The sequence below is a fragment of the Curtobacterium aurantiacum genome, assembly GCF_018598555.1.
Classification (GTDB): domain Bacteria; phylum Actinomycetota; class Actinomycetes; order Actinomycetales; family Microbacteriaceae; genus Curtobacterium; species Curtobacterium aurantiacum.
Map to the genome: position 1 here is coordinate 81,533 of NZ_JAHEWN010000002.1, position 12,611 is coordinate 94,143.

The following is a 12,611-nucleotide window of genomic DNA, read 5'->3' on the forward strand; positions in this document are numbered from 1 at the left end:
TCGCGCGTCAGGCGGCGCCGGCCACCCGCCGCGCCTGCGCGACCGCCCGCCGCACGCCGAGTGACCAGCCCGGCCCGTGGCCGGGCAGCACGTGCTTCGCCTCGGTGTCCGTGAGCCGGTCGAGCGACGCGACCGCCGTGTCGACGTCGGAGGTCGCCGCAGGTGCGACGATCCGCGGTCCGATCCCGCCCGTGTACGGGTCGAAGGTGACGAGCGCGTCCCCGGCGATCACGGCGTCGCGGTCGGCGAAGTGCAGCGCCACGTGGCCGTCGGTGTGCCCCGGGGTCTCGATGATCCACGGATTGCCCGGCACGTCGGCGCGGTTCTCCAGCGGTTCGGTGTCCGCAATGCCGTCGACTGTGACCGCACCGGCGAGCAGCATCCGGCCCAGGGGGCGCAGACCACCCGGGTGGAGCGCGACGAACCCGAAGCGGTTCGTCTGCGGTCGGTACGAGTACGGGTGCGCGGCGAGGTGCCGATCGCCCGGGTGGACGAACACGGGCGTGCCCCAGTCGCGGTGCATGCGTGCGGCGGTGCCGACGTGGTCGAAGTGCCCGTGCGTGAGCAGGAGCCCCTCGACCCGGTCGGGGGTGTAGCCCAGGTCGTGCACGGCGAGCTGCAGGTGCGGCCACGCGGCGGGCAACCCCGCGTCGACGACGAGCAACCGGTCGCCGGTCTCGACGAGGTACGTGTTGGTGTGTGCGATCTCGAGGCGGTGGATCCCCTCGGCGGCGTCCCGGAAGAGCATGTGCGGCACGGTAGACGCGGCCTGCTGGGCACGGTCCCGGGTGGGACGTGTACGAAATGGGGAATGGCCAAGGACAGTCTGCCCGAGCTCGAACTCGCCAACGTGCGCACCCGCGAGGGCATCACGGACACCGTGACGGAGCTGAAGCGGCGTGCGGACCTGCCCGCCCGGACGCGGCTCGCGGTCGCCAAGACGAAGCAGCGGTGGCACCGCGACCCCACGCCCCTGGTGGCGATGGGCATCACCGGGCTGACCGGTGTCGCGGCGATCGTCCTCGGCATCGCGCTGCGGAACCGCCCGGCCGGGCACCTCGCCGCGCCGCCCGCGAACTCGGCGTTCACCGCGCTGCTGCCGTTCGGCGCGCGCGGCGACGCCCCCTCGGCGAAGGAGCAGGCGCAGGGTGGACGGAAAGGCCGCAAGGCGCGGGCGAAGGCCGCCGAGGAAGCCCTCGAGCGTGACCCGGCGCACAAGGCGCGGGTGAAGCAGCAGGTCGGCATCGCGGCGGTCCAGCGACGGGCGACCAAGAACCGCAAGCAGGCGGTCAAGCGGTCGAAGCAGGCCGCGAAGGCGAGAGGGTAGGCACATGGCGCACGAAGAGCAGAAGCCGGATCCGGACGACTCCCGGAAGCCCGACAACCCCACCGACCTCAAGAAGCCGACGCTCGTCTACACGCTCAAGAAGACGCTGCGCGAGTTCACGAGCGACCAGTGCACCGACCTGGCGGCGAGCCTGACGTACTACTCGGTGCTCGCGCTGTTCCCCGGGCTGCTGGCGGTCGTGTCGATCCTCGGCCTGGTGTCGGATCCGGCGAAGACCATCGACGCCCTGCTGCAGGTGATCCGCAACGTCGGGGGCGGTGACGTCGCGAACCTGCTGAAGGAGCCGGTGAACGGCCTGGTCCGCTCGCCCGCCGCCCCGGTCACGTTCATCGTCGGTATCCTCGGTGCGCTCTGGTCGGCCTCCGGCTACGTCGGCGCGTTCGGCCGTGCCATGAACCGGATCTACAACGTCCGCGAGGGCCGTCCGATCTGGAAGCTCCGTCCGATCATGCTCGGGGTCACGGTGACCACCGTCGTCCTGCTCGTGATCGGTCTGCTGGTCCTGGTGAGCGCTCCGCTCGCCCGCAGCTTCGGCGACGTCATCGGCCTCGGCGACGTGGCCGTCACCGTCCTGTCGATCGTGCAGTGGCCGATCCTGCTCGTCATCGCGATCATCGTCGTCGCGGTGCTCTACTACTGGTCACCGAACGTCAAGCAGCCGAAGTTCACGTGGGTCAGCGGCGGCTCGATCCTGGCGCTCCTCATCTGGATCATCGCGAGCGTCGGCTTCGGGTTCTACGTCGGCAACTTCTCCAACTACAACGCCACGTACGGCTCCCTCGGTGGGGTCATCGTGTTCCTGCTGTGGATCTGGATCACGAACAACGCCCTGCTCTTCGGTGCCGAGTTCGACGCCGAGATCGAGCGGGGTCGCGAGCTGCAGGCCGGCATCCGCGCGGAGGAGGACATCCAGCTCCCCGAGCGCGACACCCGCCAGATCGAGAAGCAGGACGAGAAGCGGGCGCAGGACGTGCTCGAGGGCATCCGCATCCGCCAGGGCGTCGACAACGACTGAGCGTCGCGCGTCCGACCAGCGCTGACGGGCGCTCTCCGGGTCGGGGCGCTACGGTGCGAGCGTGCCGTCCTTCCTCGAGGGGCTCCCGTTCCGGTGGCTCGTCCTCGCGCTCTTCGTGATCGTGTTCTGCCGTGCGCAGGCCACGTACTGGGTCGCGCGGCTCGCGGTGACGGGTGCATCTCGATCGCGGTGGGGTGGCTGGCTGCGGTCGCCGGCCGTCCGTCGCGGTTCGGCGCTGCTCGAACGCTGGGGCCTGCCCGTCGTGACGGTGAGCTTCGTCGTGGTCGGGTTGCAGACGGTGATGAACGCCGCAGCGGGGCTCGCCCGGGTCGCCTGGTGGCGGTACACGATCGCGATGGTGCCGGGGTGCGTCGCGTGGGCCTTCCTGTACGCGACCGTCGGGCTCGCCGTCTTCTGGGCGGTCGTCGCGGCGCTCGCCGGCTCGCCGTGGGGCATCGCGGCGCTCGCGGGTCTCGTGGTCGCCGCCGTCGTCGCGCTGACGGTCCTGCGTCGTCGCCGCGACCGCACAGGAGGCCCGGCCCGGCTTCCGTAGGCTGACCTCCGTGACGACAGACCAGCTCCAGAACCGTCCGGTCGCCCTGGTGACCGGAGCCACCCGCGGCATCGGCCGCGCGATCGCCGCCGACCTCGGCCGCACCCACCACGTGCTCGTGGGCGGTCGGTCCGCCGACGCCGTGGACGCCCTCGTCCAGGAGCTGCCGAGCGCGGCGCCGTTCGTCGGTGACCTGGGCGCGGGCGAGGTCCCCGCGCTGCCGGAGCGGCTCGACGTGCTCGTGCACTCCGCGGGCGTCGAGCAGGGCACCACCGTCGCCGACACCCCGCGCGCGGTGTGGGAGCAGGTCTTCGCGACGAACGTGTTCGCGGTCGCCGACCTCACCCGGCTGGCGCTGCCGGCACTCCGCGCGGCGCGGGGCATCGTGGTGCCGATCAACAGCGGCTCCGGGTTCCACTCCGGCCCCGGCGGTGGCGTGTACGCGGCGTCGAAGTTCGCGCTGCGGGCCTTCGCCGACGCCCTGCGTGAAGAGGAGCGGGCGAACGGCGTGCGGGTGTCGAGCGTGCACCCGGGCCGGACCGACTCGGACATGCAGCGGCAGCTCGTGGCGAAGCTCGGGGAGTCCTACGACACCGACTACTACCTGGCGCCCGAGGACGTGGCCGCCGCGGTCCGCACCGTCGTCGACCTGCCCGAGCGCGGCACCGTCGAGTCACTCGCGATCCGGCCGACCCGACGGCGCTGACACGCTGACGGTGACCATCGGCTACCGCAGCTCGATCCGGTCGTCGAGCTCGAGCCGTTCCAGGAACGTCTCGTCGTGGCTCACCACGACGAGGGCTCCCCGGTAGGCCCGCAGCGCGTCGACGAGCTGGTCGACGCTCGTCAGGTCGAGGTCGTTCGTCGGCTCGTCGAGCACGAGCAGCTGCGGTGGTGGGTCGGCGAGCACCAGGGCCGCCAGCGCCACCCGGAAGCGCTCGCCGCCGGACAGGTCCCCGGCCGGGCGGTCGACGGTGTCCCCGCGCACCAGGAACTTCGCCAGCCGGTTGCGGACCTCGGCGACGGGCACGTGCGGGGCGTCCCGGCGCACGTTGTCGAGGACCGTGACGGTGTCGTCCAGGCTGTCCTTCCGCTGCGGCAGGTACGCGATCCGGTCGACGTGGGCGAGGGCCGTGGTCTCGGGCAGCGGGTGCTCCCGGGCGGCGGGGTCACCGACGAGCTGCTCGAGCAGGGTGGACTTGCCGACCCCGTTGTCCCCGGTGACGGCGATCCGTTCCGGCCCTTGCACGACGACGTCACGCCCGCGGACGGTCACGGTGGCGATCCGACGCGAGGCCGGCACGTCCGGGTCGGGCAGGGTGACGTGGATCGACTCGTCGTCGCGCAGACGGAGCTCGGCCTCGCGCTTGGTGGCGAGGGCGGCAGCTTCGTCGCCCGCGTACCCGACGCGCAGTCGGCCGGCGGTCTCCTGCGCCTTCTTCCGCTGCTCGTTCGCGAGGATCTTCGGCATCGAGCGGCCCGCTTTCTCGCCGGCCTTCGCACGCCGGGTGATCTTCGTCTCGGCCTCGATGCGCTGCCGCTTCTCGGTGCGGTGCCGCTGTTCGGCGACCCGGACCTCGCGCTCGACGGCGGCCTGCTGCACGGCGAGGTGTTCCTCGAACGCGCTGAACGTCCCGCCGAACACGGTCATCGCCCCGGCGCGGAGCTCCACGGTCTCGTCGACGTGCTCGAGGAGTTCCCGGTCGTGGCTGACGAGCACCAGGGTGCCCCGCCAGTCGTCGACCAGGTCGAGGAGCAACCCGCGGGCCCGGCGGTCCAGGTTGTTCGTCGGCTCGTCCAGGAACACGATCGGCCGGGCGCGCAACCGAACCCCGGCGACGGCGACGAGCACCGACTGCCCGCCGGACAGCGTCGACACCGGCCGGTCGAGGTCGGCGCCGTCGAGCCCGACCCGGTCGAGCACCGCGGCGGCCCGTTCCTCCAGGTCCCAGTCGTCGCCGACTGCCTCGAGCTGTGCTGCCGTGGCGTCGCCGGCCAGGACGGCCCGGAGCGCGGTGAGTGTGGGACGGACGCCGAGCAGGTCGGCGACGGTGTCGTCCCTCCCGGTCGCGATGCGCTGCGGCAGGTGGTCGACGGGACCCGACGTCGCGATGCTGCCCGACGTGGGGTGGAGCCGGCCGGTCGCGAGCCGGACCAGCGTGGACTTGCCGGCCCCGTTCCTCCCGACCAGGCCGGTCCGGCCACGCCCGAAGGCGGCGGTGAGGTGGTCGAGCGCGACGGTGCCGTCGGGCCAGGCGAAGGTGACGTCGTGCAGGACGACGGACGGACTGGTGGGCATGGGGGTGTCTCCCGGTGTCGATGCTGGGCGCACGACACCGAGGCCACCGCGGTGCGGTGGAGCGCCCGACGGGGCGCGCGATCACGGTGTCAGCGCGTGGGCTGAGCGGTACCGGTGATCGACAGCAATCCGTCTGCTTCCGTCGGGGGCCCCCGTGTCCGCCATCCGTTCCGCCGGTCGGTCTCCCGCCCCGGCGGCCCCGCGATGACGACGAGGTGACCTCCACGGTAATCCCGTGACACGGGCACCCGCAAGGGATGACAGGCTGGGGGCATGCCGGAGAACCTGTTGCCGACCCCGTCGTCGAACCCCGAGACCCTGCTGCCCGCCGAGCCGGAGGTGACCGCCGCGCTCGAGGCGGAGGCCCCCGTCGCCAGCGTGGTGGTGTCCTACCCGTCGTCGAGCCTGGCGTGGGCGCTGCTCGCCGACGAGGCGTGGGCGCGCGGCGCGACCCTCGAGTCCTACGCGTACGCCCGTGTCGGGTACCACCGCGGGCTCGATGCCCTGCGCAAGGCCGGCTGGCGCGGTGTCGGGCCGGTGCCGTGGTCGCACGGCCCCAACCGTGGCGTGCTGCGGGCGCTGTTCGCCCTGCGCCGTGCGGCCGAGGCGATCGAGGAGCCGGGCGAGGCCGAGCGCCTGACCGACTTCCTGAACGCGAGCGACCCCGAGGCGCTGCCCGCCCTGTCCGCCGGCGCCTAGGGCCTGGTCGCAAAACACCGGTGTTCGCACTGCACGCCGTGGGATGCGGGTGTGCAACGTGCGAACACCGGTGTTTTGCGGGGGGCCGCCTAGCCCAGCGCCACGCTCCAACTGAACGCCTGCGGCCAGAGCTGGTGCTCGGGCAGCACGTCGAGCCCGCACGCCCGGCTGCCGAGCCCGTGCTGCGCGGCGTCGAGGTACAGGTACAGGTGGTCCGACGTCGGCAGCTCGTACGGGTGCTCGGCACGGTCGATCTGCTGCGAGGTCCACGGCGACAGGGTGAACCCCGCACGGTGCGACCCGACCGTCGACACGGTGAACGGCCCGACGGACAACGAACGCAGGCCGGGCCGGTGCCCGGTCTCCTGCGGCCGCGAGTACTCCACCCCGAGTGACCGCACCGGAGCGGTGAACCGGCCCACACGGGCAGCGTGCGAGGAATCCGCGTACGACTCCAGCGGTCCGGTCCCGAACCAGGTCGCGTCCGCATCCGCCAGCGACGCCGGCAGGTCGAACCGCACCCCGATCCGCGGCCACGTGACGTCCCAGGCGCCGAACGGCACGGCGTCGGTCTGCAGCACGAGCCCGTCGGACGTCAGGGTCCAGCGGTGCGTGACCTCGAGGCCCCACCCGCTGTTCGCCGCCGCCACGCGGACACGCTGCTCCAGACCGGAGTCGGTGCGCGACACCGACACCAGCCGGTGCGTCAGCCGGTCCAGCCCTCGGTCGCGCCAGCGCGACGCCGACGGGGGAGCGGTCGGGTCGCCGACCCCGTGCGTGAGCACCGGGTCCGCGGTCTCGTAGCCGCCCTGCGACGCCAGGCGGTCGTTGTCGGTCGGTGCACGCCAGAGCTCCAGCCGGGGCCCCGCGACCTCGTGGCCCTTCCAGGACACCAGGTCCCCGCGGGGGGTGAACTCGCCTTCGCCGAGTCGGTCGCCGTCCCACCCCTGCCGGGAGGCCCGTGGTGCGTCCGCAGCGCGCGCCGCGACGAGCCGCTGGGTGCGTGCGACGACGTGGCCGGTGTCCGCCCACGCGGTCGGCCCCGCCAGTTCCACGGTCAGGTCGAACCAGAGCTCGTCGCCGGGTGCGAGTTCGGACGTGGCCGCGTCGAGCACCTCCGAGGGCACCGGGACCGTCGCCGACTCCCGGGCCGCGACGATGCCCGTGGACAGGCGCCCCGATGCCTCGACGACGCCGTTGCGCGACAGGGTCCAGCACAGCCGGAGCCCGGCGGTCGAGGCCGAGTGGTACCGGTTCTCGACCAGCACAGTGGTGTCGGAGACCGCCAGGCGGATCGGGGCCACGACGGCCGCGAACTCGGCGAGCCCCGGGGTCGGGGTGTCGTCGGGCAGCACCAGGCCGTCCATCACGAAGTTGCCGTCGTGCACGACCTCGCCGAAGTCCCCGCCGTAGGCGTAGTAGTCCTCGCCCGTGGGCGTCTTCGCGAGCAGGCCGTGGTCCCGCCACTCCCACACGAACCCGCCGTGCAGTCGTGGGTACCGGTCGACCAGGGCCTCGTACTCGGCGATCTGCCCGGGGCCGTTGCCCATCGCGTGCACGTACTCGCAGTGGATGAAGGGCTTCGACCGCTGCCGTGCGGCCTCGGCCGGGCCGCAGCCGAGCAGGGGAGTCGGGGTGCCGCCGCCGATCGACTCGGTCTCCTGCAGCGTCGGGTACATCCGCGAGTACACGTCGGTGTACTCGCCCGTGTAGTCGCCCTCGTAGTGCACCGGGCGCTCGGCGTCGCGGTCGTGTACCCACTGCGACATCGCCGCGAGGTTCCGGCCGGTGCCGGACTCGTTGCCGAGCGACCACATCACGATCGACGCGTGGTTCTTGTCGCGCTCGACGGTCCGGGCGATGCGGTCGAGGTACGCGTCCGCCCACGCCGGGTCGTCGGAGGGGTTGCCGACCCAGTCGGTGAACAGGAACCCGTGGGTCTCCAGGTCGCACTCCAGGATCACCCAGAACCCCAGCTCGTCGGCCAGGTCGAGCACGCGGGGGTGCGGCGGGTAGTGCGAGGTGCGGATGGCGTTGACGTTGTTCCGCTTCATCAGCGCCATGTCGGCGCGGGCGTGCTCCTCGTCGAACACCCGGCCGCGCACGGGGTGGGTCTCGTGCCGGTTCACGCCGTGGAACACCACGCGCTCGCCGTTCACCAGGAACCGGTCGCCGACGATCGACACGGTGCGGAACCCGAGCCGGAGCGACACCGTCTCACCGCCCGAGGCGCCCGAGCCGACGGCCGCGCCGGCCGCCGCGGAACCCGTCGACAGCGTCGCGTCGTACAGCTTCGGCAGCTCGGCACTCCACGGCTCGACGCCCTCGACCTCGATCGGCGCGACGTCGTCCGCCGTGGCCCAGGTCACGTCGACGCCCAGGTCGGGCACCGCGAACCGCACCGGGAACACCGCGTCGAGCGTCGGGAACGTGATCGTGCCGGTCCCCGTCTCCGGCCGTCCCGACGCCGCGGTGCCCGCCGAGGCAGCCGTGCCGAGCGCCGCTCGCCAACCGGCGCGCACGAACACGTCGTCGATCGGCGCCGTGGGCCGGGCGAGCAGGGTGACGTCGCGGAAGATGCCCGGCAGCCACCACTGGTCCTGGTCCTCCAGGTAGGACGCCGCCGACCACTGGTGCACCCGGACCGCGAGCTCGTTCGCCCCCGACCGCAGCAGGTCGGTGACGTCGAACTCGGTCGCCAGGCGCGAGCCCGTCGACCACCCCACGAGCGTCCCGTTCAGCCACACCCGGAAGTGCGACTCGACCCCGTCGAACCGCAGCAGCACCCGGCCCGCCGCGGCGAACGACGACGGCAGCTCGAACGTGCGGCGGTGGTCACCGGTCGGGTTCTCCTCCGGCGGGTGCGGCGGGTCGATGGGGAACGGGTACTGCAGGTTCGTGTAGCTCGGTGCCCCGTGCCCGTGCAGCACCCAGTGCGACGGCACCGGGAGCTCGCCCCAGGCCGGGTCGTCGTCCTCCCCGCCCTCGGTCGCGAAGTCCTCGGAGACCGAGGCGACGGGCGACCACCGGAACCGCCAGTCGCCGTTCAGTGACAGCGACGGGGCGTCGGTGTGCAGCCAGGCACGGGGTGCCAGCCGCGAGTCGGAGCCGGGTGCGGTGGACGAGAGTGCGGAGTGGGTCAACCCTTGACCGATCCTTCCGTGAGGCCTCCGCGCCAGAAGCGCTGGAGGACGATGATGGCGATGACGAGCGGGATGACCGACACGAGCACCCCGCCGGTGGTGAGCTGGTAGAACTCCGGCAGGCGGTCGACCTGCGAGCGCCAGTTGTTCAGACCCAGTGTTATCGGGTACAGCTTCTGGTCTGCCAGCATGATGAGCGGCAGGAAGAAGTTGTTCCAGATCCCGACCACCTGGAACAGGAACACGGTGACGAGCGCCGGGGTCATCTGCCGGAGCACCACGGTGTGGAAGATCCGCAGTTCCCCGGCGCCGTCGATGCGTGCCTGTTCGAGCAGGGTCGTGTCCACCGAGGCCTGGGCGTACACGCGGCACAGGAACAGGCCGAACGGGGACACCAGGCTCGGGATGAGCACGCTCCAGTACGTGTCGGTCAGGCCCATCGACGAGAACAGCAGGAACAGCGGCAGCGCCGTCGCGGTGCCGGGCACGAGCACGCCGCCGAGGATCGTGCCGAACACGAACTGCCGCCCCCGGAAGTCGTACTTCGCCAGCGCGTACCCGCCGGCCGCGGCGAAGTAGGTCGCCAGGACCCCACCGACGCCGGAGTACAGGACGCTGTTCGCGATCCACCGGACGAAGATGCCGCCGTCGTAGGTGAACACCTGCTGCAGGTTGCTCCAGAGCGCGAACTCACCGCCGAACCAGAACCCGGGGGTGGAGAACAGCGCCCCCGTGGTCTTCGTCGCAGCGATGATCACCCAGTAGAGCGGGACGAGGAAGTACAGCGCCGCGATGACGAGGATCCCCGTCACGACGATCTGCGACCGGGGGGACCGGTCGAGCTTGCGCCGCTGGTGTGCCGAGATCGACGTGGTGTCCACGGGGACGGCGGACTTCGCCGTGGCCGGCGCTTCGATGGCTTCGCTGGTCATGCGTCCGCCCCCTTCGTTCCGTTCTGCAGACCGGACCTGGCCTGGGCCCCCGGTGGCCGGTTCCGGAGCGTCGCGGAGCTGGCGGAGCGACGTTCCGGCCGTGCCATTGGGGAGAGGCCCGGTGCGGCTTGGGTGGTGACCGTGCTGCCCGCCGCAGCGCGCGTCCGGAGCGCGGTGCGGGCCTCCCGGCCGTCGCGCCGTGCACGCTTCCGCCGGTCGCGTTCGTCCTTGGGCGGCCGGTTCGTCAGCGCGAGGAACGCGAACGACAGGATGAACGCGGCCAGGGCGATGATGACCGCCTGCGCGCTCGCGACGCCGTACTCGTTGAACGCGAACGCGTTCGTGTAGGCGGCGTAGTTCGGCGTGTACTCGGTGTCGATCGCCGGAGCGACGGTCGACAGGATCTGCGGCTCCGCGAAGAGCTGCAGCGTGCCGATGATCGAGAACACCGTCGTGAGCACCAGGGCCGGTGCGATGAGCGGGATCTGGATCCGCCACGCGACCTGGAACGCGTTCGCGCCGTCGACCTTCGCGGCCTCGTAGACCTCGCCGGGGATCGACTTCAGCTGCGCCACGATGATGAGCATGTTGTAGCCGGTGTAGGTCCACGTGACGATGTTCGCGATCGACCAGAGCACGCTGTTCGCGCCGAGGAAGTCCGGCTGCAGCCCCATCGACTGCAGCAGCGACACGATCGGCGACAGGCCGGGCACGTACAGGAACGACCACAGGATCGTGGCGATGACCCCGGGGACGCCGTAGGGCATGAAGTAGATCGCCCGGAAGAAGCCCGGCCAGCGGGCGCTCGCCGACTCGAGCAGCAGCGCGAGGATCGTGCAGGCGATGATCATCACCGGGACCTGGACGATGCCGAACAGCAGCATGCGGCCGATCGAGGCGACGAACCCGCTGTCCTGCAGGGCGATCGCGTAGTTGTCGAACCCGGCGAACCGGCCGACGACGCCGTCCTCGCCGAACAGGCCCTCGCGGTCGACGGTCGTGAACGACTGGAACAGGGCGCTGATGATCGGGATGACGAACGTCAGCAGGAACAGGGCCAGGAACGGGGCGAGCAGGATCCACGGGGCACGCTTCTGCGCGCTCGTGGCCTTCGTGCTCGTGCGGAAGGCGGGCGTCGTGGTCGTCGCCCGGCCGGTCGTCGGCCGGGTCGTGGTCTGCTGGGTCATCGTGCCGTCCTGACGCTGAGGCCCTTGTCCTTGAAGGACTGGACGATCTCCCGCTGTGCGAGCTCCACCGCGTCACTGAGCTTCAGGCCCGAGGTGAGCTTGCGGCGGAACTGGTTCTGCAGTGACGTGAAGGCCGACTGGGTCACCGGGGACCACGACCACTCGACGTTCTGCTCCTGGGACGCCGGCACGAAGACCTCTTCGTTGTAGTTCTGCCCGGAGAACCACTTCGACGGCTGCTGGCGCTGTGCCCCGATGTAGTCGACGGCGGGCGACCAGCCGATGCCGCAGTACTTGATCATCGCGTCGATGCCCGCCTTCGAGGTGGTCATCCACGTGATGAACTCGAGCGCCTCCTTCGGGTGCTTCGCGTTCGCCAGGACCGCGGCGGTCGACCCGCCGATGGCGCTCGAGCCGAAGCCGTCGGCGCCCCACTTCTGCATCGGGGCGACCTTCCACTTGCCCTCGCCGCCCTGCACCGACTCGATCAGGGCGTCGCCCCAGCTCGCGCTCGTGACCGCGGCGATCTTGCCGCTCGCGGCCGCGGCGTACCACCCGGGGGAGTAGGCACCGGCGCTCGTGTCGACCAGCTCGTCGTCGATCACCCCGTCGAAGAAGTCGGCGACCATGAGGGTCTTGTCGTCGGTCATGTCGACGACCCACTCGTCGCCGTCCACCTTGAACCAGCGCGCACCGGCCTGCTGCGCGTACGCGGCGAACGGCGACGCGTCGGCGACCGGGAACACCTCGAGGTAGTTCTGCCCGCCGGTGCTCCGGACCTTGTCGGCCAGGTCGCGCCACTCGTCCCACGTCGTCGGGGGTTCGCCGCCGGCCTGCTCGAGGATCGCGGTCTGGTAGTAGAAGCCCATCGGGCCGGTGTCCTGCGGGATGCCGTAGATGCCGTCGACGAACGACACCTGCGCCCACGCGGCCTCGTCGTACTTCGACTCGAAGTCCTTCGCGCCGTACCGGGCCAGGTCGACCAGGCCGTTCGCGAGCATGAACTCGGGGATCTGCCGGAGCTCGACCTGCCCGATGTCCGGGCCGCCGCCGGCCGCGAGCGCGGAGTACATCTTCTGGTACCCGCCGCTGTTGCCGCCGGGGATCCAGTTCGCGGTCACCTGGATGTCCGGGTGCGTCCTGTTCCAGACGTCGCAGACCTTCTGCAGGTCCTTCAGCCAGGCCCAGTAGGTGAGCTGGACGGTCTCACCCGACGCCGCGGCGGGCACGAGGGCCGCCTTGTTCACGTTGGTCGAGCCCGGGACCGCGCAGCCGGCGAGGAGCCCCGCCGCTGCCGTGCCGAGGCCGAAGCCCAACAGGTGTCGTCTCGTGATGGGTCGTTCCGGTGGCGCCATTGCCACACTCCGTTCGTCGTTGATCGGGGTTGCCCACACCCAACCACAGAACCGAACAGCGGTGTGGTTTCGTGACCGTA

At 71.5% G+C, this 12,611-nt stretch carries 10 protein-coding genes and 1 pseudogene; 5 read left to right on the forward strand and 6 right to left on the reverse strand.

Annotated features, from left to right (window positions below; translation table 11 throughout):
* Nucleotides 1-7: 7 nt before the first annotated feature.
* Nucleotides 8-748: an MBL fold metallo-hydrolase gene (locus KK087_RS02335; protein ID WP_214564078.1), complete on the reverse strand. Its 741-nt coding sequence runs from the start codon at nucleotides 746-748 to the stop codon at nucleotides 8-10.
* 63 nt (nucleotides 749-811) lie between these two features.
* Here KK087_RS02335 and KK087_RS02340 point away from each other — a divergent pair, with 63 nt between their 5' ends.
* The 4 genes from KK087_RS02340 (at nucleotide 812) to KK087_RS02355 (ending at nucleotide 3,622) form a co-directional block, all read left to right on the forward strand.
* Nucleotides 812-1,327: a hypothetical protein gene (locus KK087_RS02340; RefSeq protein WP_214564079.1), complete on the forward strand. Its 516-nt coding sequence runs from the start codon at nucleotides 812-814 to the stop codon at nucleotides 1,325-1,327.
* A 4-nt stretch (nucleotides 1,328-1,331) separates the two neighbouring features.
* Complete coding sequence (locus tag KK087_RS02345) at nucleotides 1,332-2,363, forward strand: YihY/virulence factor BrkB family protein (protein WP_214564080.1); 1,032 nt, start codon at nucleotides 1,332-1,334, stop codon at nucleotides 2,361-2,363.
* A gap of 61 nt (nucleotides 2,364-2,424) precedes the next feature.
* On the forward strand, nucleotides 2,425-2,916 hold the full coding sequence (locus KK087_RS02350; RefSeq protein ID WP_214545092.1) for a VTT domain-containing protein: 492 nt from the start codon (nucleotides 2,425-2,427) through the stop codon (nucleotides 2,914-2,916).
* 10 nt (nucleotides 2,917-2,926) lie between these two features.
* Nucleotides 2,927-3,622, forward strand: coding sequence for an SDR family oxidoreductase (locus tag KK087_RS02355; protein WP_214564081.1), 696 nt, complete (start codon nucleotides 2,927-2,929; stop codon nucleotides 3,620-3,622).
* A 21-nt stretch (nucleotides 3,623-3,643) separates the two neighbouring features.
* Here KK087_RS02355 and KK087_RS02360 read toward each other — a convergent pair whose 3' ends face one another.
* Entirely contained in the window at nucleotides 3,644-5,215 is a 1,572-nt protein-coding gene (locus KK087_RS02360) for an ABC-F family ATP-binding cassette domain-containing protein (RefSeq protein WP_214564082.1), read from the reverse strand.
* Between the two features lie 273 nt (nucleotides 5,216-5,488).
* On the opposite strand from KK087_RS02360, the gene KK087_RS02365 reads away from it, so the two are divergent.
* Entirely contained in the window at nucleotides 5,489-5,914 is a 426-nt protein-coding gene (locus KK087_RS02365) for a DUF3151 domain-containing protein (RefSeq protein WP_214564083.1), read from the forward strand.
* Between the two features lie 89 nt (nucleotides 5,915-6,003).
* On the opposite strand, the gene KK087_RS02370 is transcribed toward KK087_RS02365, so the two are convergent.
* The 4 genes and pseudogenes from KK087_RS02370 to KK087_RS02385 form a co-directional block, all read right to left on the reverse strand.
* Nucleotides 6,004-9,057: a glycoside hydrolase family 2 TIM barrel-domain containing protein gene (locus KK087_RS02370; protein ID WP_214564084.1), complete on the reverse strand. Its 3,054-nt coding sequence runs from the start codon at nucleotides 9,055-9,057 to the stop codon at nucleotides 6,004-6,006.
* On the reverse strand, nucleotides 9,054-9,989 hold the full coding sequence (locus KK087_RS02375) for a carbohydrate ABC transporter permease (RefSeq protein ID WP_250900753.1): 936 nt from the start codon (nucleotides 9,987-9,989) through the stop codon (nucleotides 9,054-9,056). The genes KK087_RS02370 and KK087_RS02375 overlap by 4 nt, the downstream gene beginning before the upstream one ends.
* 236 nt (nucleotides 9,990-10,225) lie before the next feature.
* Nucleotides 10,226-11,176 (reverse strand): annotated as a pseudogene (locus KK087_RS02380) (carbohydrate ABC transporter permease); the annotation flags it as partial.
* Entirely contained in the window at nucleotides 11,173-12,531 is a 1,359-nt protein-coding gene (locus KK087_RS02385) for an ABC transporter substrate-binding protein (RefSeq protein WP_214545097.1), read from the reverse strand. The pseudogene KK087_RS02380 and the gene KK087_RS02385, both read right to left, overlap by 4 nt.
* Nucleotides 12,532-12,611: the final 80 nt, after the last annotated feature.

What these genes read in the sequence shown, in the direction of transcription:
- KK087_RS02335 (WP_214564078.1), bottom strand. Translation starts at nt 748, where the DNA reads ATGCTCTTCCGGGACGCCGCCGAGGGGATCCACCGCCTCGAGATCGCA.
- KK087_RS02340 (WP_214564079.1), top strand. Translation starts at nt 812, where the DNA reads ATGGCCAAGGACAGTCTGCCCGAGCTCGAACTCGCCAACGTGCGCACC.
- KK087_RS02345 (WP_214564080.1), top strand. Translation starts at nt 1,332, where the DNA reads ATGGCGCACGAAGAGCAGAAGCCGGATCCGGACGACTCCCGGAAGCCC.
- KK087_RS02360 (WP_214564082.1), bottom strand. Translation starts at nt 5,215, where the DNA reads ATGCCCACCAGTCCGTCCGTCGTCCTGCACGACGTCACCTTCGCCTGG.
- KK087_RS02365 (WP_214564083.1), top strand. Translation starts at nt 5,489, where the DNA reads ATGCCGGAGAACCTGTTGCCGACCCCGTCGTCGAACCCCGAGACCCTG.
- KK087_RS02375 (WP_250900753.1), bottom strand. Translation starts at nt 9,989, where the DNA reads ATGACCAGCGAAGCCATCGAAGCGCCGGCCACGGCGAAGTCCGCCGTC.
- KK087_RS02385 (WP_214545097.1), bottom strand. Translation starts at nt 12,531, where the DNA reads ATGGCGCCACCGGAACGACCCATCACGAGACGACACCTGTTGGGCTTC.